This is a genomic window from Sporolactobacillus inulinus, assembly GCF_006539285.1.
In the GTDB taxonomy this organism is placed as follows: domain Bacteria; phylum Bacillota; class Bacilli; order Bacillales; family Sporolactobacillaceae; genus Sporolactobacillus; species Sporolactobacillus inulinus.
Map to the genome: position 1 here is coordinate 19,044 of NZ_BJMS01000033.1, position 22,182 is coordinate 41,225.

Below are 22,182 nucleotides of genomic sequence, written 5' to 3' on the forward strand. Positions count from 1 at the left end.
TACAGTTCTCCGTAATACGTACGTGGGGTTTATTATTATTAAATTAAGCTTTTTCCAGAACGAGCTTCGTCTTAGGTTCCTTCTTTTCTTTCTTAAATTCTGCCATTTCGGTACTGTAGTCTTCTGAAACATAGAGATGGAGCACGCTGCGACAGAGCCATTCGAAGAAGAAGCCGCCGGCAAAAGGTGCGGCTATATAAACTAAACCGATAACCAGCAGATTCGCCAATGTCGCGCCGCCGGGCATAAAATGTAGCGCATTGATCGGTCCTACCATTCCGGAGAAGCCGAATCCCGCACTGATTGGCGTTCCTTTAATTTGGAACAAGGCACCGATGACGCCAAGGAAGGTTGCGTTAAGCACAATGGGAACACAAATTTTCGGCTGACGGACCATCGCCGCAATCATGATCTTCGGCGTCCCCAGCACGATGGAGAGAGAAAGGCCGATTTTATTGACGCGCAGCCCACCGATAAACATACCAACGGCCGCTGCCACGCAGCCCAAATTGCCTGCTCCAGATGCGATACCGCTCATACCAATCGCCGATGCAATGGCTACGGTTGAAATTGGCGAGATCATGACGACTGAGAAAACGGCTGCGATCAAAATGCTCATCGGGATCGGCTGAAGCATGGAGAAGCTATTGATCACTTGTCCAAGCCCAACCGTTACATTGTGTACGAACGGATAGAGAACAACACCTAATCCGCCTCCAACGATACAGATGACCGGTGGCAATACAAGCGGTTCGAACGATTTCAAACGAGGGCCGATCAGAAGCACCAAGGCGCAGGTGACACTGATTGTCACCAAGGTATTCACAAGATCGCCCATTCCGGTAACGACGATGCCATTAGCTGTGAATTTCAATGCACCCGATCCGGCCCATGAGGCAGCTGCCACGCAAGCCATCGGAATCGGCTTCATCTTGAACTGGTAGGCGACAGCCGCCCCAATCAGTAGAGGAACGGCCAGCATGAAGATTGTGACCAATTGATAAATCGTACCGAAAACCGGCATCCGTCCCATCAACGCTTTACTCAATTCACCGAGCAATGCCGACGGTACCAACGCTGCCACAATTCCAACCGCATGACCGACAAGCACGTGATTTACAAAAGTCTTCACCGTCATCTTTTCTCTTCCCACCTGCAACACCCTCTCCTGTTTTCTTTCTCTAGTTCTTCTTCATCAATGGTGAGTGTTGCTATTCTAACACATCGCGTTTCGCAATGCAACGCGTTTATTCACTAAAGTGTTTTTCCCATGATTTCCCGTTCGTTTAGCGATGAGCGCACGAATCCGTGCATCCAAGGATGGAAAAATTTTTTATCGTTGCCGCTTAAAACATAGTTAGCATCTGTGTTTTATTTGTTTAATGAGTCGATCCTTGCTAATATAAACAGATAGAAAGAAACTACAAACCAAAAAAAGAGGAGCGAAACAGATGAAGCGTCACGTCAAGCCAGTGTTTATCGGATTAATTCTTATACTAATTTTTGCTCTGTCCGCATGCGGATCCAGCACATCCGGCTCACTCAGCACAAAAGAGCTTACCATCGGGGTGACCGGCGGACCGCACGAACAAATTATGGAGCAGGTTGCGAAACTTGCCAAAAAAGATGGGCTCACCATTCATTTAAAAGTCTTCAACGACTATAACCAGCCGAATACCGCATTGGATGGCGGCGATTTGGATGCAAGTAGCTATGAAACCCTGCCGTTTCTAAAAGCACAAGTCAAGGACCGTGGCTATAAAATAACGGACGTGTTCAAGACGGTCGCCTTGCCAATGGGGATCTACTCCAATAAAATCAAGAATCTCAAGGACCTCAAAAAAGGGGATAAGATTGCTATACCGAACGATCCATCCAGTCAGCCGCGCAGCCTGACCCTTCTTGAAAAAACAGGCGTCATCAAAATGAAACCAGGAACGCAAAGAAGCGGATCTACCCGTGACATCGTCAGCAATCCCAAAAAAATTCAGTTCGTTGCTATGGATCCCGCGCAAATCACCTCCCATTTGGACGAAGTCACTGCAGCAGCGATCAATTCCAATTTCGCAATGGGTGCCGGACTGACGATTTTGGACGATTCGATTGATCATGAATCGCTCACGCATAACCGCTATCCGAATTATTTTGTTGTTCGCAACGAAAATAAGAACGATGAAGTGGTCAAGCAAATCAAAAAATACTATCATTCTGATGAAATCAAAGCCTATATCAAAAAAACATTTAAAGGCTCGGTCGTACCCTCCTGGTAAAGGTAAATACGAAAAGCCCCGCACAGCTGATTCTGCTTCAGCGCTGCGGGGCTTTTTTCACACGCGTTTAAGATTCATTTCCGGCGGATTGCTTACTGCTGGTACGGTTCAGCATAATATCAATAATCTGACGATCCGTTTGCCGCATGCCATCTTTGGCCAAAACTCCAACGTTACGAATGGTGGCGTCCACACCTTTTGTCACAATACCATCGCCGCCAAAAAATTGCTGCTTATTCTGGTACATGTGGTAACCAAGAATGCCGGCATCAACCGCCGAGGAGATTTTGGCCGCACAAGAAGGCTTTGCGCCGTCGCAAACAATCCCCGATGTGATCGCCAGTGCATTGACAATCGTATGCGCAATCTCCTCATAACCGCCGCCATGTAGATAAGCTATACCGGCACCCGCGCCGCATCCGGCACTCACCGCACCACAGTATGCGGAAAGGCGTCCGATGCCCGCTTTTTGGTAAATGGTCGTCAGATTCGACAAGACCAGGGCGCGATAAAGCTTTTCACGTGAAACATGTAATGCTTTTGCATACTCAATCACCGGAAGCGATGCGGTCATTCCTTGGTTGCCGCTGCCTGAGACAATCACGACCGGCTTTTCGCAGCCGCTCATCCGTGCATCGGATCCGGCCGCCGCGGCAGCGCGAGCGCGCGTTCTAATATCATTGCCATATGCTTTCAGCAGCACTTTCCCTATATTAGCGCCCCAATCGTGCTTTAATCCTTCTTCCGATACAGCACAGTTATACGTGACTTGCCTTTCAATGATTTCCGCTATATCTTCAAGACGCACGCTGTCTGCGAAGTCTAAGATATCTTTTACATTTAGACTGTTCCGATCCGTCAAGCCGCCGCCCTCAGCAGAGCCGTCCCCTTTTTCGAACTGAGTTTCCCCATTTCGCACGATCTGAACGATGTTGGTATGCTCGTATTCAATCACAACCGTTGCTTCGTCATTGCCCTTTTTCACCGTTGCCGCAATAAAGAAAACAATGTCGTTGTGCGCTGGAAGTACCGTCACGGTATGCGCTTTAAGATATTCCTTGATCTGAGACTTCGCCGCCTCTTCGATCGCGCCCAGCACTTCCAATTTCTTTGAGGCATCTCCGGCGACAATGCCTGCCACAGCGGCTGCCGCAATTCCTTTTAGTCCCCCCGTATTCGGAACGACGACACTTTTAACATTTTTGATGATGTTTCCGCTTGCCTCAATCGTGCATGTGTCGGGCAGCACGCCCAGTACTTCTCTTGCCATTGCCGCCGCATAAGCAACGGAAATCGGTTCCGTGCAGCCTGTCGCAGGAATAAGCTCCTCTTTTAAAAGATTCAAATAAATTTGGTAACTACAGTCGTCCGGTTTCATAACCTTTCCTCCCCAAATAAGTCAAATGAAACGCCGCACGGAAGCGCGATTAAAACTCGGTTCACACGCAGCGGCCTTTTCTATATGCTTTCGCACGATCGTTCACGCTGTCCTCATGCATCATCATTAAAATTCATTTTCACTTCATTATAAAAGAAATTCAAGAGGAAATAATGTCAATAGACGGACAAATTCCGCAATTCGTCCTTTCATATAAATAAATCTGATTGCTTCTGCTACGTTTGACTATATTCTGCGTGCCTTTCTATGATGTTCATGAACCATCCTAAAGGTTAAGGAGATCCTTTTCTATGAACCCACTATCGATTCTAAATGATCCTTTTCGAAACAAAGGAACCGCGTTTACAGAAGAAGAACGGCGAAACTATGGATTGGCCGGGCTGCTCCCGCCTCGCGTACAAACCTTGGCGGAGCAGACGGAACAAACCTATGCCCAATTCAAATCAAAGTCATCCAACTTAGAAAAACGGCTTTTTTTAATGCAAATTTTTAACGAGAACCGTGTCTTGTTCTTTAAGTTATTCAGTCAGCATGTTGTTGAATTTATGCCGATTGTCTATGATCCGACGGTTGCCGACACCATCGAAAACTACAGCGATCTGTTCGTACAGCCGCAGAATGCCGCTTTCTTGTCGATCAACGATCCGGATGCAATGGAAGATGCTTTAAAAAATGCCGCTGGCGGTCGTGACATCCGTCTGATCGTTGTCACCGATGCTGAAGGCATTCTCGGTATCGGCGACTGGGGCGTGCAAGGCGTCGATATATCGGTTGGCAAGCTGATGGTCTATACCGTTGCTGCCGGTATTGATCCGAGTCAGGTGATGCCCGTTGTACTGGATGTAGGCACAAACAATAAAAAGCTGCTGGACAACCCCATGTATCTCGGCAATCGCCATGAACGCATCAAAGGTGATCGCTACACCCAATTCGTTGACCAATTCGTTGAAACTGCGGAGCAGCTGTTTCCAAACCTGTACCTGCACTTTGAAGACTTTGGCCGTGATCATGCCGCCAGCATTTTAAACAAGTACAAGGACAAAATCACAACCTTCAATGACGATATTCAGGGAACCGGAATCATTGTTTTAGCCGCTATTCTCGGTGCGCTTAATATCTCTAAACAGAAAATGACCGAACAAATCTATATGTGCTTTGGCGCAGGAACCGCAGGGGCAGGCATCACCAAGCGTATTTATGATGAATTCCTGCAACAGGGCTTGTCTGAAGAAGAGGCAAAACAACACTTTTATATGGTGGATAAGCAGGGCTTGCTGTTTGATGACGATCCAACGCTGACCCCGGAACAAAAGCCATTTGCTCGCAACCGTTCGGAATTCGAAAATCCGGAACAATTAACGGACTTGCAAGCTGCTGTTGCCGCTATTCACCCAACCATTCTCGTCGGCACCTCGACGCAGCCGGGGACGTTTACCGAAGAAGTCGTGAAAGAAATGGCCGCTCATACCGAACGCCCGATCATCTTCCCGCTTTCCAACCCAACAAAGCTCGCTGAAGCCAAAGCGGAGGAGCTTATTCAGTGGACGGACGGCCGTGCACTCGTTGCGACAGGCATTCCTGCTCCGGACGTCCGCTACAACGGCGTCAGCTACCACATCGGCCAAGCGAACAACGCCCTCGTTTATCCTGGACTCGGCCTTGGCGTGATCGCTTCAACGGCACGATTATTAACAGATGAAATGATTTCAGCTGCCGCCCACTCGCTCGGCGGTATTGTTGATCCGGATCAACCGGGTGCGGCTGTTCTCCCGCCGGTTTCCAAGTTGGACGCCTTCTCGCAAACGGTTGCTCTGGCTGTGGCCAAATGCGCGGTTGCGCAGAATCTGAACCGGGAACCAATGACTCATGTTGCCGCGGCAATTGAGAAAGAAAAATGGCTCCCTGAATACAAAGATCTAGGCGATCAACGATGACATTAGAGAAAATCAGCTACAAGAAATTTCTGATTCCTGTATTGGTTGGCGTCATTTTATGGCTGCTGACGCCAATTAAACCGGCAGCGGTTTCCCCCGCCGCTTGGCATATGTTTGCCATTTTTGTCGCCACCATTATCGGCTGCATCACCCAGCCACTGCCGATTGGCGCTGTGGCCGTGATCGGCTTTACATTAAGCGTTTTGACTGGAGAAGTACCGCTGGAGACTGCTATTGCCGGATTTGGCAACAACAGCATTTGGCTGATTGCGATGGCGTTCTTTATTTCGCGCGGGTTTATCAAGACTGGACTCGGCACAAGGATTGCCCTGAATTTTGTCAAACGATTCGGCAAAAAAACACTGGGCCTCGCCTATTCACTGATCGGTGTCGATCTGGTTCTGTCTCCGGCAACGCCAAGCAACACCGCTCGAGCCGGTGGCATTATGTTCCCAATCATCAATTCACTGTCGCGCTCTTTTGATTCCAGTCCGGAACGTCATACGCAGCGCAAAATGGGATCCTTTTTGATTTTTTCAGCGTTCCACGGAAACATCATTACCTCGGCCATGTTTCTTACAGCCATGGCCGGAAACCCATTAGCGCAGTCGCTCGCCAGATCGGTGCATGTTTCCATCACTTGGATGAATTGGTTCACTGCTGCTTTAATTCCAGGGTTGATTTCATTAATTGTGGTCCCTTTTTTAATCTATAAATGGTTTCCCCCGGAAATCAAGGAAACACCGAACGCCAAGGCGTGGGCGGAAAGTCAACTGCAAGAACTTGGCAAAATGTCGCGTCCGGAAAAATTTATGAGTGGTATCTTCCTTATCTCTTTGGTTTTATGGGTGCTTGGCGGCACAGTGCACATTGATGCAACACTAACCGCATTTATCGCATTAACGCTGCTGCTGCTTAGCGGGGTTCTCTCCTGGAATGATATTCTTGGTGAAAAAGGCGCATGGAATACACTGGTCTGGTTCTCCATTCTGGTAATGATGGCCGGTCAGCTCAACACACTCGGCTTTATTCCATGGCTCAGCCGTTTTATTTCAGGTGGCCTCCACGGAATGAACTGGATGATCGTGCTTGTCGTGCTCATCCTCGCCTATTTTTACAGTCACTATCTGTTCGCCAGCGCGACGGCCCATATCAGTGCCATGTACAGTGCGCTGCTCGGTGTCGCCCTGGCAGCGGGGGTTCCGGCATTGCTTGCTGCACTAATGCTCGGCTTTTTTGGCAACCTTTTTGCTTCAACAACGCATTACAGCAATGGACCGGCACCGATTTTGTTCTCATCAGGTTACGTCACGCAACAAACCTGGTGGAAATTAAACGCGATGCTCGCCATCGTCTACTTCATCATCTGGCTCGGGCTCGGTTCACTGTGGATGAAATTAATTGGACTTCTCTAAGTACGCGCTTCTTAACCGTTCAAGCGGTCTACAGGTCTCGAACTGACCCTATATTAAAAACCGCCGATCCTTTTATCAGAACGTCCTCAATCCTCATACTTAGTATCATGGAATCCAAAACCGCTCCATTGGGCGGTTTTTTCATGCGTACGGTACATGATAGAATAATGGATAAGACGATTTAATGAGAGAGGATTCCGAATGAACATACGTGATCTGCACTATTATAACCGGCTGTGTCAGGATAAAAATTTCACAAAAGTTGCTCGTTTTTTTAAGGTCAGTCAGCCGACGATCACGGCAGCGATTCAGCGGTTGGAAAAAGAGCTCGATGCACAGCTGATCATTCGCGACCAATCGCACAACGCGCTCACCTTCACGGATTGCGGCAAACAGTTTGCGCAGCATGCCACGCAAATGCTGCAGGAATTAAAGACAGCACAGTTAGAAATTTCAGCGATCAAACACGAACGCGTCCGGCTAGGCCTGCCGCCGATTATCGGCAGCGCGCTGTTCCCGGCCCTTTCAGCAAGACTTTCCCAGAATAATCTGCTTGGCCATCTGGACACGCATGAAGACGGCTCCAAGTCGCTCCTGAATCAGTTAAAAAACGGACAGCTCGATCTCGCCTTACTTGGCTCTACCACGCCTATTCAAGATGACCAGCTGTCCGCATGTTTGCTTGCGCGAAAACCGTTTAAAGTGATTACAAGCCCAGCACACCCTTTAGCCAAAAACGGTTCAATCCGATTTAACGCTCTTGTACAAGAGTCCTTCATTCAGTTAAACGAGCGTTTTGTGCATTCCATCGCCTTCAATCAACTCAGCCGACAGGCACAGATTAAACCGAAACTCATCTACCAAACCAATGATGTGCAGATTATCAAAGGCATGGTTGCAAAGGGTGTCGGCATCAGCCTGCTCAGCGCGGCCGCCCTGCTGCCGCAGGATCCGGTCGCCGTATTGACGCTCCGCGATCAGCCGCAGCCGGAATTCTTAATCCAGCTCGTCTATCGATCAAATCATCTTTTGACCAATCTGCAACAAGAAATGATTCAGCTGTTTATGCAAGAAAATTTTTAAATGACCACATTCCCGCTCTTCAAAAAAACTTGAACCCGCCTAAGCATGAGAAAAAAGAGATGCGTCAAATAACTACCAAAAAATTTTGATGATTGACGAAATTGTCGCATTTTGGTAACATTTTAGTGAAATTGATAATCATTTTCAATTAAAGGAGCCAATTCCATGCATTTTTTTTCATATAATCGAAAAGTACTTGTACGAATCGCCGTCTTGATCTTGACGTTAACTTTGCTGTCGGCCTGCACCGGACAACAAGGTGACCAAAATACGGATCATACATCGACCAAGCAAAGAACAATTACCGATGCGATAGGTAAGAAAACCATTCCTGCACAGCCGAAAAAGGTCGCGGCCACAAGCCAGCAGCTCATGGAATACCTGATCCCACTCGGTATTCCCGTCAAAATTGCACCTAAAGCTACCATCAGCGATAACTTTTACAGCTATTTTCCGAAAGACAAACAAAAGGGCTTTCATCTTGTCGGCGAATCTTCCCCGCTTAACTTCGAAGGTTTTCTGGCTCAAAAACCGGACCTGATTTTTGTCAGGGAAAACACGCAATCTTACGATAAAATGGCTCAAATCGCTCCGTCTATTATGATTAAGGAAACAGAGAATTGGCGTACTGACTTCAAGGCCTATGCACAGCTCATGGGAAAACAGAAAGAGGCAAAAACTTATTTAGCCAACTATCAAAAGCAGGTTGATGCTTATAAAGCCAAACTGAAAAAAACGGTTGAAAATAAAAAAGTAGTGTTCATCAGACTGCTGGACAAGCAGGTACGTATCTATAATCATTTACCGTCAAGTGTCGGCGGTGTGCTCTATCACGATCTTGGACTGACACCGGTTGACGGCATTGAATCAAAGGACCTTTTTTCTGCGATCTCACTAGAGAAGTTGCTTGAAATGAATCCTGACTACATCTTCGTACAAACCGGCAAGCAGGATGAGAAACCGGAAGTATCGGAGAAACGTCTGAAACAAATCACCAGCGGAGACATTTGGAAATCGCTTAATGCGTTTAAAAATCATCATGTTTACGTGGTCGATTCCAGCTTTTTTAACAATACGCCAATGTCACAGCTGAATACAGCAAAAATTATCACGGAAAAATTAAGCAAATAAGCCAAAGAGACATAGAAAAGTAACTGAGAGAAAGAACGGTGGCAAAACTGGCAGCGCTAAAAGCCAAACACATCAATCAATCGATCAAGAATAGCCGAATGAAAAAGTGGTCCTTTCCGACCCTATTAATCGTTGGACCGTTTTTGCTGCTGTTTGCTATCGGGGTTTCCATCTCCTATGGGGCGACAAACATCGACTTGAAAACCGTCTGGGATTCGGTCTTTCACTATAATGCTCAGCTTGTGCCGCATAAAATCATTTGGGAACTGCGCATGCCGCGTGTACTCGGCAGCGTCATCATCGGTGCCTGCTTTTCCGTTTCCGGAGCATTGATGCAAGGCGTCACCCGAAATCCACTCGCCGATTCAGGAATCCTTGGCATTAACGCAGGGGCGGCTTTTGTACTTGCGCTTTGCTATGCTTTCTTTCCGGCGCTTCCCTTCTTCTATTTGATGATCTGCTCCTTTATCGGTGCAGGCGTGGGTGCCGGCATCGTCTATGGAATGAGTTCGCTGTCGCCAAATGGCATGTCACCGGTCCGCCTTGTTCTTGCGGGTGCCGCAGTCAGCGCCTTGCTCACTGCACTGAGTCAAGGCTTAGCGATTTATTTTCAGATCGGGCAAGATCTTGCCTTTTGGTATGCAGGGGGAACGTCCGGCATTCACTGGTTTGAGCTTATGATGATCCTTCCTTGGGTGATTTGCGCGTTTCTCGCTGCTCTTTTTCTGTCACCATCCATCACCATTCTCAGCCTCGGTGACAACATAGCGTCCGGGCTTGGCATGCATACGGGCATCATTAAAACGGCAAGTATCGTCATCGTGCTTATTCTCGCCGGTGCCGCCGTGTCGGTCGTCGGTGCGATCGGGTTTGTCGGGTTAATTATCCCGCATCTGACTCGCTATCTTGTCGGTACGGATTACCGAAGAATCATTCCCTGCACAGCAATTCTCGGCAGCCTGCTGCTGGTTTTAGCCGACCTTGGCGCGCGCAGTATCAATCCGCCTTATGAGACGCCCATTGGTGTTTTAATCGCACTAATCGGTATTCCGTTCTTTCTCTATTTGGCCGGATCGGAAAGGAGCGACCATTAAATGAGCAGCCTCACTGCCGCGGAACGGCACAAAAGGAATCGAAGCATTCAAATAATGATCCTTCTGACCGCACTTATTGTTGTCCTCTTTGTCATCAGTATGAATACCGGATTTACAAGACTGGCTCCTCTTGAAGTGATTCAGACCCTATTCGGCGGCGGCACAAACGCTCAGTCGCTTATTCTTTTTGAATTCCGGATGCCGCGCATCATCATTTCGGTACTGGCCGGTGCGGGACTCGCCGTATCCGGATGCGTCATTCAAAGTGTCACGCGCAGCGCACTCGCCGATCCGGGCATTCTAGGCATTAATGCCGGTGCAGGGCTAGCGATCGTACTGTTTCTCTCTTTTTTCCAAAGTCGGCAAGCGGTACCGGTTTATATGCTCCCAATGGCTGCGCTTATCGGCGCAGCCGCTGCAGCGATACTCATCTATGCGCTTGCACTCAGGCAGCACCAAGGCTTTTCTTCCACCCGGCTCTTATTAACAGGTATCGCCGTCGCATCAGGCATCAGCGCGCTCATGGTTATCCTGACGCTTAAATTCGATCCGAATCAATATCAATTTGTGTCTACATGGCTTGCGGGAACGATCTGGGGCTCGAATTGGCACTTTGTCCTTGCACTTTTACCCTGGGTTCTCGTGCTCTTTTCTTATGTCCTGTATCATGCACGGACGCTGGACCTTTTGCAACTTGATGAGCCAACCGTGATCGGCCTTGGCGTTGCGATCGAAAAAAACAGACGGATGCTGCTTCTTGCCGCAGTCGCACTTGCCGCCGCCTGCGTTGCAGTCAGCGGTGGGATCGGTTTTATCGGACTAATTGCTCCCCATCTGGCCCGCCGCCTTGTGGGGGCGCAGCATCTGCGGCTGCTCCCCGTCTCCGCGCTTTCCGGCGCACTTCTGCTTCTGGCCGCCGATACCCTCGGCCGCTGGATGCTTCAGCCGGCGGAACTTCCAGCCGGGATCATTGTGTCCGTACTCGGTGCACCCTATTTTCTTTATTTACTGTCAAAAGCGAAATAACGACATGATTTCAACATATCTCGTGATGCATCATACCATAAACGGTGCACTGCCCTAGAGCTGAACGGCTAACGTTTAGCGTCTTTTCTCTAACCAGATCATCACTTGATCGATCCTCTCTTGAACCCTGTTCGAGCCGCACCCTCGTCAAACGCACAGTATTTCTATCTTTCACAAGCTTGTCACAAATCGTATTTCCCCTTCCCCAATACCATATCTAGTACTTTTCACAATATTTCCCGAGTTTTACATCCCATATATAGATTGAAACCGATGCGCCAATATCCTATGATAGTTTAGTAGTTTTTCAAGGGGGCGTTCACGATGATCGATACAAAACAACCATTTGCAACCAACACACCAGCCATCAAAGTATTAAAACGCGACGGTCGTATTATAGATTTTAATGCTGAGAAAATCACAACAGCTCTATTAAAAGCCGCAAAGCATGTTTTTGGCGATTTGGATCCCATCACGTTTCAATTAATCAATGACATTACCGATGATGTGCTCGCTGAAATCGGATCACGGTTCCATGAAGACATCAAGATTTATGAGATTCAAAATATTGTTGAGCAAACGCTTCTGACCCATCACCAGTATGATATTGCTCAAGAGTACATCAACTACCGCACCGAGCGTGACTTTGCCCGTAATAAGGCAACCGACATCAATTTCACGATTCGAAAACTCTTACATAAAGATCAATCCATCGTGAATGAAAATGCGAACAAGGACAGCCACGTCTTTAATACACAGCGCGATCTTACTGCTGGTACGGTCGCTAAGGCGATTGGATTGAAGATGCTGCCGCCAAAGGTAGCCAATGCACAGCTTAAGGGAGAAATCCATTGGCATGACCTTGACTATCAGCCATACAGCCCAATGACCAATTGCTGCTTGATCGACTTCAACGAAATGCTCAATCACGGCTTTAAAATCGGCAATGCAGAGGTCGAACCGCCACATTCGATTCAAACGGCAACCGCACAAATGGCTCAGATTATTGCCAATGTTGCCTCCAGTCAATATGGCGGCTGTTCCGCCGACCGTGTAGATGAACTGCTTGCTCCTTTTGCCAAGAAGAATTATGACAAGCATTTAACGGATGCGGAAGAATGGGTTGACGGAACGGAAAAACAGCAGGCCTTCGCACGTAAAAAAACGAAAAAAGATATTTATGATGCCATGCAGGCACTCGAATACGAAATCAACACGCTCTATTCTTCTCAAGGGCAAACGCCTTTTACAACCTTAGGCTTTGGCCTGGGGACCAATTGGATTGAACGCGCGATTCAAAAAGCGATTCTGCGTATACGTATTGCCGGATTAGGCAAAGAACACCGCACCGCAATTTTTCCAAAGCTGGTATTCAGTCTGAAACGCGGGCTCAACCTCAACCCGCAAGATCCGAATTACGACGTCAAACAGCTTGCCGTTGAATGCGCGACAAAACGGATGTACCCGGACGTGCTGATGTATGACAAACTGGTCGAACTGACAGGAAGTTTTAAAGCACCCATGGGCTGCCGCTCATTCCTGCAAGGCTGGCATGATGAGAATGGCAAAGAGGTCAATTCCGGACGAATGAATCTCGGCGTGGTCACGGTTAATCTGCCGCGCATTGCTCTGGAATCAAAAGGGGACAAGGAAGCCTTTTGGAAGATTCTCCAAGAACGACTGCAGATCTGCAAGGAAGCACTCGTCTTTAAGGTGGAGCGCGCGAAGCAGGCAACGCCGGACAACGCGCCGATCCTTTATCAATACGGTGCTTTTGGCAAGCGACTAAAGCGTACGGACTCGGTTGATGAACTCTTCAAGAATCGCCGCGCCACCGTTTCGCTTGGCTACATCGGCCTTTATGAAGTGGGCACCGTTTTTTACGGCAGTACATGGGAAAGCAATCCGGAAGCCAAAGACTTCGCCATCAGCGTCGTGAAGAAGCTCTGGGAACACTGCCAAGATTGGGAAGAAGAATACGGCTACCATTTCAGCGTATACAGCACACCAAGTGAAAGCCTGACCGACAAATTCTGCCGCAAAGATACGGAAAAATTCGGCAAAGTGAGGGACATTACCGATAAGGAATACTACACAAACAGCTTCCACTATGATGTACGCAAAGCACCGACGCCATTTGAAAAATTAGACTTCGAGAAGGACTTCCCGCCTTATTGCGCCGGTGGGTTCATCCATTACTGCGAATACCCGAATCTGAAGCAAAATCCGAAAGCACTGGAAGCAGTGTGGGATTACGCGTACGATCGCGTCGGCTATCTGGGTACCAATACACCGATTGATCAATGCTTCAAATGCGGGTTCAAAGGCGAATTCAAACCAACCGAGCGCGGCTTTGAATGCCCGGAATGCGGCAATACCGATCCACAGTCCTGTGACGTTGTAAAAAGAACCTGCGGCTACTTGGGCAACCCGCAGCAGCGACCGATGATTCACGGACGGCATGTAGAAATCGCATCGCGCGTCAAGCATCTAAGCCTCGGTAACGACAGCAACACGATTGCTCGGCAATAAAGGGAGGCATTCCATTGGTAAATGATGCGGCTCAGAGGAAACGTCCACGCGACCCGAACCCAAAAACATGGCTGGCCGATCGCTTGAGCCGGTGCTATATCGCCAGCTACAAACCATTCAATTTCGTAGACGGAGAAGGCGTGCGCTGCAGCCTCTATGTCAGCGGCTGTCCTTTCGACTGTCCCGGCTGCTACAATAAAGCGGCCCAGAACTTCCGTTACGGACAGCCCTATACTAAGGAGCTGGAGGAGCAAATCATTGCCGACATCGGACAATCCTATGTACAAGGATTGACGCTGCTCGGCGGTGAGCCGTTCTTAAACACCGGCGTCTGCCTTTCACTCGTGAACCGAATCCGCAGCGAATACGGACAGGCTAAGGATATTTGGTCATGGAGCGGCTACACATGGGAAGAACTGCAGCGCGACTCTGAGGACAAGCGTGAACTCCTGTCAAAAATCGATATTCTCGTCGACGGCCGTTTTGAGCTGGCAAAGAAAGACCTGACCCTGCAATTCCGCGGCAGCTCAAATCAGCGGATCATTGATGTACAACGGTCTCTGAAAAACGGACAAGCCGTCATTTGGGATCGGCTTGTTAAATAAGATGATAAAGTAACCGCGTGTCCAATAGCGACACGCGGTTTGCTTATTCTTATTTATTATACAGTCCGGCAACGGAGCAGACCGCCTCATTCATTCGTTTACCGGCATATGCTTTTCAAGAAAGTGAAAGATCGTTGAAAAATACAATTCAGGATCGACAATTGACGAGGCCGCATGGGTCGCTTTCTTCACAAGTAGAAGCTCCTTCTCGCCTGCTGCCGCTTCATAGACTTTGTGCACCATAGGGGTTGGGACAAACGTGTCGTTGTCGCCATGAATGAACAAGATCGGTACGTTTGCCTTCTTCACTTGTTCGATTGCCGAGGCTTCATAAATGCCATACCCCGCACGTGAACGCGTCGCTCGATCCGCCAATCGCAAAATGGGAAAGGCAGGAAGCCGAAACAGATTGCGCAGTTCATAGGCAAATTCATCCGCCACGGACGTATAGCCGCAGTCTTCAATCACGCAGCAAACGTTTGGCGGAAGCTTCTCGCCGGCCGTCATCATCGCCGTTGCGCCGCCCATGGAAACGCCGAAAACGACAATCTTAGCCTTAGGGTCGTGCGCAACAAGCCGATTGATCCACCCCACGACATCGAGACGGTCATTCCAGCCCATGCCGATGTAGTCCCCTTCACTTCGTCCCGCTCCGCGCAAGTTGGGAACAAGCGCATTATAGCCATGATCAGCAAAAACAGAAGCATAATAAAACATTTTCGAAGCCTCATCCATATAACCATGCAGCAGGATGATCCAGTGATGAGTGTTCGGATGCGGCTCAAATCGGAATGCGTGCAGGTTCAACCCATCCGATGATCGCATAAACAGGTCGGTCGGCGGGCAATCACGAAGGAACTGTTTCTTCGCTGCTTCCCGCTCATTTAAGCGGCTCTGTATCACTGGCGGAACGGCGACCTTCGCACCGCCCGGATCAAGATTTTCACGCCGCGGCGACTTCTCCCGAGCAATAGCCAGACGGTAAAAATAATTACCGACCATTGTTCCGGCCACTCTGCATGCAGCCGCTGCTGCAGTCAGAACCGCCGCCGCCAAAAAAATCTTAGCTTTCATTGATTGAAGTTGGTCTTTGCGCCCGTTTTTTTGCATGCGACCCCCTAATTCTCCAACATCTCGTCCCTAATTCGTTTAAAAGAAAAAAATCAAAAGGAAGGAAAGGAAAGCAATAAGCGCGCTCATCTTCCCTCGCATTAGTTGAATAACCAGGCAAACCGAGTCCCTCAGCACCACTCTGCTAACGGCTTGGGTTCATCACCCTTACACTTGAACAACATGTCACTGCTCGCATCAACACGACGCGACTACAGGCTCTCAAGTACTTACGCATTTGATTCACAACCCTTTGCTTTACTGAAAATCAGATGCTTTCTGATCGAATAAAAAACCTCTATATCGGTGGCTAAAGGATTTTTCATCGAATTCACCCTAGATTGGCTGCAACGCCTGCAACAATCACGATAAAAAAGATAATCAGTGCATAGATCGCTACGGAAATGATGCTGGTGACTAAACCGGCAATGGCCATTCCTCGGCCTTGCTGGCCATATTGAGCAATTTCATTCAGTGCTTTCTTTGAAAAAATGATGCCGAGAATACCCAAGATTAACCCCACATAAGGAATGATAATCGCGGTAATCCCTAAAACCAACGCTGCAATCGATTTGCCGTTCACTTGATTTTGCTGTGCTTCCACTAATTGTTCACCTGCCTAACCTTGAAAATGACTGATATAAAAAAAATGGTCTTATTAAAAGCGAAACCTGATCCGTATCTCGAACCGCTAAATCATGACTAAAGGAGAATGATGTGGTCATTACAGAGGAAACAATGACGTAGTAAAATGATTTTTCTATATCCCTATGCCAATACCTTTAATTGTATCAAAACAACTGCATATACAAATAGATCTTTCTATTTTTTATTTAATCTTACTCATGATACGGTGCCCATCCTCAGGATCTTCTGCGTGCAACCAAATGAACTTTGTGATCTCGACCGACGCCAAAAGCCAACACGGTTAGCAAAACGGAACAGATAAGAAGGAAGATTTTAGTTGCTTCCCAGCTGCCGGAAAGGTCGTGGATATAGCCAGTGACAACCGGTGCGACCGCGGCCATCAGATAACCGGTGCGACCGCGGCCATCAGATAACCGACGGATTGTGCCATTCCGGAAAGTTTTATACTTTCTTCTGCCGTATTTGTCCGCAGATTGAAAAGTGAAATGGCAAAACTGAACGAAGCGCCGCTGCCAAGCCCAATCAAGATAGACCAGAGCAGGATCCAATGCCCGGTAAGCAAACCGGTAAACGCGATCACATAAATGATGCCAGATGTTACAACAAGCTTTGTCTGACTCTTTGCGCGACTTGCAAGGACAGGGGCCAAAAAGGAAGTCGGTAGGGAAACAATCTGAATGACCAGCAGCAATAAACCGCCCTGATCCATCGACAGCCCTTGTGCGTTCAGCATAGAGGGAAGCCAAGCCAACACGGTATAAAAGAGAATGGACTGAGTGCCCATATAAAGCGTCACGCACCAAGCTAACTTAGAGCACCAGATTGAACCCGCTAGCTCACTGTTCTCTTTTTCCGGCGAAGAGGCCTTCCATTCTCCATTCCGCTCACGCAGAAAAGGAGCCAGAGCAATGAGTGCAAACAGGGACATCAGGCACCAGATGAGCAGACTGCCTTTCCAGCCAAGATGCCCGCTTACAGCAAGCGGAAGACTGAATCCAGAGCTGACACCTGCCCAAAGTGCCATGGATACTAAATAGACACCGGTCATTAAACCGATCTGCTTCCGAAAGCGATATTGAATAAAACTCGGCAGAATAACGTTCCCGGCTGCGATGGCTACGCCCAAAAGTGCTGTCCCGATGAACAAACCGAAAACACCTGGAACCAGCGAGCGAACCAGAATGCCTGCCGTCAGCCCAGCCATACTGGCGAACAGCATACGCACCATGCCCCATCGACGAACGAAACGCGGCGTGATCGGCGCAATAAAGGCAAAAGCGAACATGGGCAGCGAAGTCAGCAATCCGCTCAGCGTTCCGTTAAGACCTGTATCGTTCTGAATCAGATGAATCAAGGCACCAACAGCGGTAAAGGGCGCACGAAGGCAGGCAGAGATTAATAAAATGGCAAATAGCAAGATAAGCCAGGTTCGCTGGCTTTGTTTTTTTATGCTCACGATTCCATCTCCAACACTTTGTTTATTTACGATAACCACATTTAGCTAAGGGTGCAACGGGGATCTACAACAATTCCTAATGTCCCAGCAGTTCTCGTTGAGTTTTTTTTCTAGACTTTGCTCCGTGCGTGCTCGGACATCATTTAAGACTGTCTCTCTCATAAAAAGTGTATCGTAACAAAACGATTTTACAAGACTGTGTTTGGTAAAACCACATTTATTTATGATAACGGTTAACCGTGACGTAGCAAAATGAGGTTCCCTTGGATTTTTGAAATATAAAAAGAACGCTAAGTCAACCTGTCTCGCAATGTTAGATAAGAAGTTTTGTCCTTAATTAAGTCACTAGCAAAAAGTTAAATAAGCGGAGGTTTTCCGATTAAATGCAGAATGGGGCTTGTTTCGGGGTATATAAGGGGATGTTTTCCGACTATGTAAAGCAAAAAGCCCCATTTTCACGTTTTTCGAGTAAATAGGCGGAATCTCTCCGTCTATTGAAGCTAGTTTTTATCCTTTTTACTAATTAAGCGAATTTATTCCGTCAATTTTTCAGATCGGGGCTTAGGCTGACCATCCCATAACCAATGAGATCAGACCTCACCCGAATTCACCGGTTTCGTTTGTGCCCATATTTTTCAACATAGTCAGCATAGTATAGAACTTCAATCACCCTGGACCAATTAAGAATTGATCCTACCATATCTCTAATATCTAATCCAGGCATCTCATATGTTTTTTCATCGTTAACAGTTCCTGTGGCATCTTCAATAAATGTGACATCAAATCCTTTTTCGAAAGCTCCTAGCGATGTGAACAAACAACAATATTCAGTATTAAACCCTACAACAAAAACATGATTCACATTTGATTTTTGCAAAATATTTTGTAATTCAGTATTCATAAAGCCACTTGGTGTTCTTTTTGGAACAATATAATCAGCTAACTTAATAAATTCAGGAAATATTTTGCTACCTTTTGATCCTTCTACAAGCGGACTATTAGGGAATTTATCTGCAGAGTCAATGTGTTGGAATAATACAACTAACTGATCCCTATCTTTAAAATCACTAATAATAGTTCTGATTCTGGTTAGTTCCTCCGAGAAATCTTTCTTTTTAAGTATACCAATTTGAGGATCTAGTACTAAAAGTGCATTCATCCACGTTACCTCCTTAATTCAGTGTTGATATCGATACGGTTCTCCGTAGTTATTTAAGAGGCAAAATGAAGCATTGGGCTTTAAACCTAACGCTTCATTTTATTTCCTCAAATTGATTTTTAGGAAAGATGTGGTGCATGTGAGTTGCCTTTTCTCTGAACTCTTTTGAAAAAGTTCTTCGTTCCTTTTTCATATGTCCGGTAAATAGTTGAACCAAGTGTACATGACCTTAATTTATTTGTCCAATTAAGTGTAACCTAACCAATCCCTCCTCCTATCCAAGGATGAAAATAAATTCACAGTAGCTACAACACCGTAATCCAATTTAGAAAAGTTATCAATGACCTATATCGTTGTTTGGTTTTGAACCTGCACAATTTCTTCTGCCTCCCTGGGGCTGTCTTAAAAGTCTATGGAAAGCGGCAGCCGGAACGCAGTATACGTTCAACAACCTTTTGTGACATCCGCTCTTTTCCATTTGTGATCTTCACTTTTTACTCCGTTCAGATATCTCTACCCATCATCACTAAATTCCAAAGTGTCAAAAAAACAATGAATGAATAATAAGATTCATTATGGTACACATTGTTTATGAACAAGGAAAAGGTCTTGGATTTCAGGCAATAAGCTAACTTGTCAAGTAATTGACAATGGTATCATTTACCGACCATTCAATCCGTGGCACGCTACAAATAAAGAAATTTCTTTTCATCCTCTACCGTTTATTCTTTCAGCATCTATTACGGTTACCACAACAAAAATAAGGCTGAGAGTGTTTCACTTGACAATAGAACGTATCTTAATCAATAATTAATTTACATTGATAATAATTATAGATAGATCAGTTATAATCAATACAACCAAAACCACTTTTAGGAGGAAGATTAATTATGTCCATTATTGGGTCTGAAGTACAACCGTTCCAAGCAAAAGCTTACAAAAATGGTGAGTTCATTGACGTCTCTGAAGAAACGCTAAAGGGTCAGTGGAGTGTCGTTTGCTTTTATCCGGCAGACTTTTCCTTCGTATGTCCGACTGAACTTGAAGATCTGCAAACTGAATATGATACGCTAAAGAAACTGGGTGTTGAAGTTTATTCCGTTTCAACGGACACTCATTTTACACATAAAGGATGGCACGATGCTTCAGAAAAGATCGCAAAAATCCAATACACCATGATCGGCGATCCATCGCAAACAATCTCCCGCAACTTCGATGTTTTAAACGAAGAAGCAGGTCTTGCTGACCGCGGTACGTTTATCGTCGATCCGGACGGCATTATCCAAACTGCCGAAATTAACGCAGACGGTATCGGCCGTGATGCAAGTACTCTTATTAATAAAATCAAGGCCGCTCAATATGTTCGTAAGAACCCTGGTGAAGTTTGTCCGGCTAAATGGCAAGAAGGTTCTGAAACACTGAAACCGAGCCTTGATCTTGTCGGAAAGCTTTAAGAGGTGTACCAATGGTGCTCGAAGCAGCTATTAAGAATCAATTAAACCAATACCTTCAACTCATGGAAGGTAACGTTCAGCTTAAAGTCAGTGCCGGATCTGATCAATTGTCAAAGGACCTGTTGGCTTTTATCGACGAGATCGCTTCCTTATCTTCCCAAATCACGGTTGAAAAAGCATCGCTTCCAAGAACGCCAAGCTTCAGTGTCAACCGTCCTGGAGAAGATACCGGCATCACGTTCGCAGGTATTCCTCTTGGTCACGAATTTACATCACTCGTATTGGCCTTGTTGCAGGTGAGCGGAAGGGCGCCAAAGGTTGATCAGGGCGTCATTGATCAAATTAAGAAGATAAGCGGTGAATACCACTTTGAAACTTACGTCAGCCTCAGCTGTCACAATTGCCCTGATGTTATTCAGGCATTAAACGTGATGAGCCTTCTGAACCCCAACATCTCAAATACGATGATTGATGGGGCATCCTTTAAAGAAGAAGCAGAAAGCAAGAACATTATGGCCGTGCCGGCGGTTTACTTAAATGGTGAGTTCTTCAACGGCGGTCGAATCTCGCTTGAAGAAATTCTTGCCAAACTAGGCAGCGCACCCGATTCATCAGCGCTTTCAAATAAAGATCCTTTTGATGTACTCGTTGTTGGTGGCGGTCCTTCAGGGGCAAGTGCGGCGATTTATACCGCACGAAAAGGATTGCGTACAGGGGTTGTTGCGGAACGCTTCGGTGGCCAGATTCAGGAAACATTGGGTATCGACAACTTTATTAGTGTGAAACATACTGAAGGTCCAAAACTCGCAGCCAGTCTTGAAGAACATGTTAAGGACTATGATGTCGACGTCATGAACCTTCAGCGCGCCAAGGATATCAAAAAGAACGATCTTTTTGAAGTAGAACTTGAGAGCGGTGCGGTGCTCAAAAGTAAAGCCGTCATTCTATCCACCGGCGCACGTTGGCGCAATGTTAACGTACCCGGTGAACAAGAATTCAAAAACAAAGGGGTCGCTTATTGCCCACATTGTGACGGTCCTTTATTTGAAGGAAAAGACGTAGCCGTTATCGGCGGTGGTAATTCCGGCATTGAAGCCGCTATTGACCTAGCAGGTATTGTAAAACATGTGACCGTTCTTGAATTCATGCCAGAGCTCAAAGCTGATGAAGTGCTGCAGAAACGTCTTTACAGCCTCCCTAATGTTACCGTCTTAAAGAACGTTCAAACAAAAGAAATCAACGGTACCGATAAAGTAACCGGCATTACCTGTGTTGATCGCGCAACCCAAGATGAAACACATATCGAATTACAAGGCGTATTTGTTCAAATCGGTCTTGTACCAAATACCGATTGGTTAGAAGGAACTGTTGAGCGTACACGCGTCGGCGAGATCATTGTCGATAAGTACGGCGCAACCAGTGTTCCCGGATTGTATGCCGCAGGTGATTGCACCAACAGTCCCTATAAACAAATCATCATTTCAATGGGGTCAGGAGCAACCGCTGCTCTCGGTGCATTCGATTACCTGATCAGAAATTAACCAGATTAAAAGACTCATACACTAACTTAATTGTTAGGAAAGCCGTTGTACTAATCATTTTTTAGTACAGCGGCTTTTTTTAACCATCGGGATACATCCGAACTTGCAGGCGGGTGTCCGGCTGTATGTATCAATTCCCTCACAAACATATTTCGGTCCAACTTGTTTCATGTTGCCAATCCCTTACTCGTTCACTACACGGTGATAAGGCAGCGTGTCCTCTTCGAGTGCAGTAGGCAAACGGAACAAAGTGCTTACGTTTGCCTGAAAAAATATGATTTTATATCTAAGGTGTACAAATGAAGGCGGCCATCGTAATAGGCCA

The 22,182-nt window shown here is 46.8% G+C and carries 17 protein-coding genes; 11 read left to right on the plus strand and 6 right to left on the minus strand.

Annotated elements, in window-relative coordinates; all coding sequences use genetic code 11:
• Window positions 1-43: 43 nt before the first annotated feature.
• Entirely contained in the window at window positions 44-1,138 is a 1,095-nt protein-coding gene (locus SIN01_RS06300) for a PTS sugar transporter subunit IIC (RefSeq protein ID WP_237760103.1), read from the minus strand.
• 313 nt (window positions 1,139-1,451) lie between these two features.
• On the opposite strand from SIN01_RS06300, the gene SIN01_RS06305 reads away from it, so the two are divergent.
• The gene (locus SIN01_RS06305) at window positions 1,452-2,270 is read left to right on the plus strand and encodes a MetQ/NlpA family ABC transporter substrate-binding protein (protein ID WP_010026834.1); all 819 of its coding nucleotides are present in this window, start codon (window positions 1,452-1,454) and stop codon (window positions 2,268-2,270) included.
• 67 nt (window positions 2,271-2,337) lie between these two features.
• On the opposite strand, the gene SIN01_RS06310 is transcribed toward SIN01_RS06305, so the two are convergent.
• Complete coding sequence (locus SIN01_RS06310) at window positions 2,338-3,648, minus strand: L-cysteine desulfidase family protein (RefSeq protein WP_010026832.1); 1,311 nt, start codon at window positions 3,646-3,648, stop codon at window positions 2,338-2,340.
• 311 nt (window positions 3,649-3,959) lie between these two features.
• Here SIN01_RS06310 and SIN01_RS06315 point away from each other — a divergent pair, with 311 nt between their 5' ends.
• The 8 genes from SIN01_RS06315 (at window position 3,960) to nrdG (ending at window position 14,489) form a co-directional block, all read left to right on the plus strand.
• Entirely contained in the window at window positions 3,960-5,603 is a 1,644-nt protein-coding gene (locus SIN01_RS06315; RefSeq protein ID WP_010026831.1) for a malolactic enzyme, read from the plus strand.
• On the plus strand, window positions 5,600-7,018 hold the full coding sequence (locus SIN01_RS06320) for an anion permease (RefSeq protein WP_010026829.1): 1,419 nt from the start codon (window positions 5,600-5,602) through the stop codon (window positions 7,016-7,018). The genes SIN01_RS06315 and SIN01_RS06320 overlap by 4 nt, the downstream gene beginning before the upstream one ends.
• Before the next feature lie 201 nt (window positions 7,019-7,219).
• Window positions 7,220-8,101, plus strand: coding sequence for a LysR substrate-binding domain-containing protein (locus tag SIN01_RS06325; RefSeq protein ID WP_047034739.1), 882 nt, complete (start codon window positions 7,220-7,222; stop codon window positions 8,099-8,101).
• Between the two features lie 165 nt (window positions 8,102-8,266).
• Window positions 8,267-9,232 (plus strand): ABC transporter substrate-binding protein, encoded by a 966-nt coding sequence (locus SIN01_RS06330; RefSeq protein WP_010024104.1) that lies wholly within the window; start codon window positions 8,267-8,269, stop codon window positions 9,230-9,232.
• Window positions 9,233-9,330: 98 nt separating this feature from the next.
• On the plus strand, window positions 9,331-10,326 hold the full coding sequence (locus SIN01_RS06335) for a FecCD family ABC transporter permease (protein ID WP_047034745.1): 996 nt from the start codon (window positions 9,331-9,333) through the stop codon (window positions 10,324-10,326).
• A complete protein-coding gene (locus tag SIN01_RS06340) occupies window positions 10,327-11,352 on the plus strand; it encodes a FecCD family ABC transporter permease (RefSeq protein ID WP_010024101.1) in 1,026 nt (341 codons plus the stop codon).
• Window positions 11,353-11,676: 324 nt separating this feature from the next.
• Entirely contained in the window at window positions 11,677-13,884 is a 2,208-nt protein-coding gene (gene nrdD / locus SIN01_RS06345; protein ID WP_010024099.1) for an anaerobic ribonucleoside-triphosphate reductase, read from the plus strand.
• Window positions 13,885-13,898: 14 nt separating this feature from the next.
• On the plus strand, window positions 13,899-14,489 hold the full coding sequence (nrdG, locus tag SIN01_RS06350) for an anaerobic ribonucleoside-triphosphate reductase activating protein (protein ID WP_010024097.1): 591 nt from the start codon (window positions 13,899-13,901) through the stop codon (window positions 14,487-14,489).
• 90 nt (window positions 14,490-14,579) lie between these two features.
• Here the strand turns inward: nrdG and SIN01_RS06355 are convergent, their stop codons facing one another.
• The 4 genes from SIN01_RS06355 to SIN01_RS06370 form a co-directional block, all read right to left on the minus strand.
• Window positions 14,580-15,599, minus strand: a complete 1,020-nt coding sequence (locus SIN01_RS06355) for an alpha/beta hydrolase (protein ID WP_141306020.1) — start codon at window positions 15,597-15,599, stop codon at window positions 14,580-14,582.
• A 331-nt stretch (window positions 15,600-15,930) separates the two neighbouring features.
• On the minus strand, window positions 15,931-16,203 hold the full coding sequence (locus SIN01_RS06360) for a DUF4190 domain-containing protein (RefSeq protein WP_010026946.1): 273 nt from the start codon (window positions 16,201-16,203) through the stop codon (window positions 15,931-15,933).
• Between the two features lie 423 nt (window positions 16,204-16,626).
• The gene (locus SIN01_RS06365) at window positions 16,627-17,703 is read right to left on the minus strand and encodes an MFS transporter (RefSeq protein ID WP_052766807.1); all 1,077 of its coding nucleotides are present in this window, start codon (window positions 17,701-17,703) and stop codon (window positions 16,627-16,629) included.
• A 607-nt stretch (window positions 17,704-18,310) separates the two neighbouring features.
• The gene (locus SIN01_RS06370) at window positions 18,311-18,862 is read right to left on the minus strand and encodes a cysteine hydrolase family protein (protein ID WP_010027561.1); all 552 of its coding nucleotides are present in this window, start codon (window positions 18,860-18,862) and stop codon (window positions 18,311-18,313) included.
• A gap of 890 nt (window positions 18,863-19,752) precedes the next feature.
• On the opposite strand from SIN01_RS06370, the gene ahpC reads away from it, so the two are divergent.
• Both ahpC and ahpF read left to right on the plus strand, forming a co-directional pair.
• Window positions 19,753-20,316 (plus strand): alkyl hydroperoxide reductase subunit C, encoded by a 564-nt coding sequence (gene ahpC, locus SIN01_RS06375; RefSeq protein ID WP_010025844.1) that lies wholly within the window; start codon window positions 19,753-19,755, stop codon window positions 20,314-20,316.
• 11 nt (window positions 20,317-20,327) lie between these two features.
• Window positions 20,328-21,857, plus strand: a complete 1,530-nt coding sequence (ahpF, locus tag SIN01_RS06380; RefSeq protein ID WP_010025845.1) for an alkyl hydroperoxide reductase subunit F — start codon at window positions 20,328-20,330, stop codon at window positions 21,855-21,857.
• The last annotated feature ends 325 nt before the right edge of the window (window positions 21,858-22,182 follow it).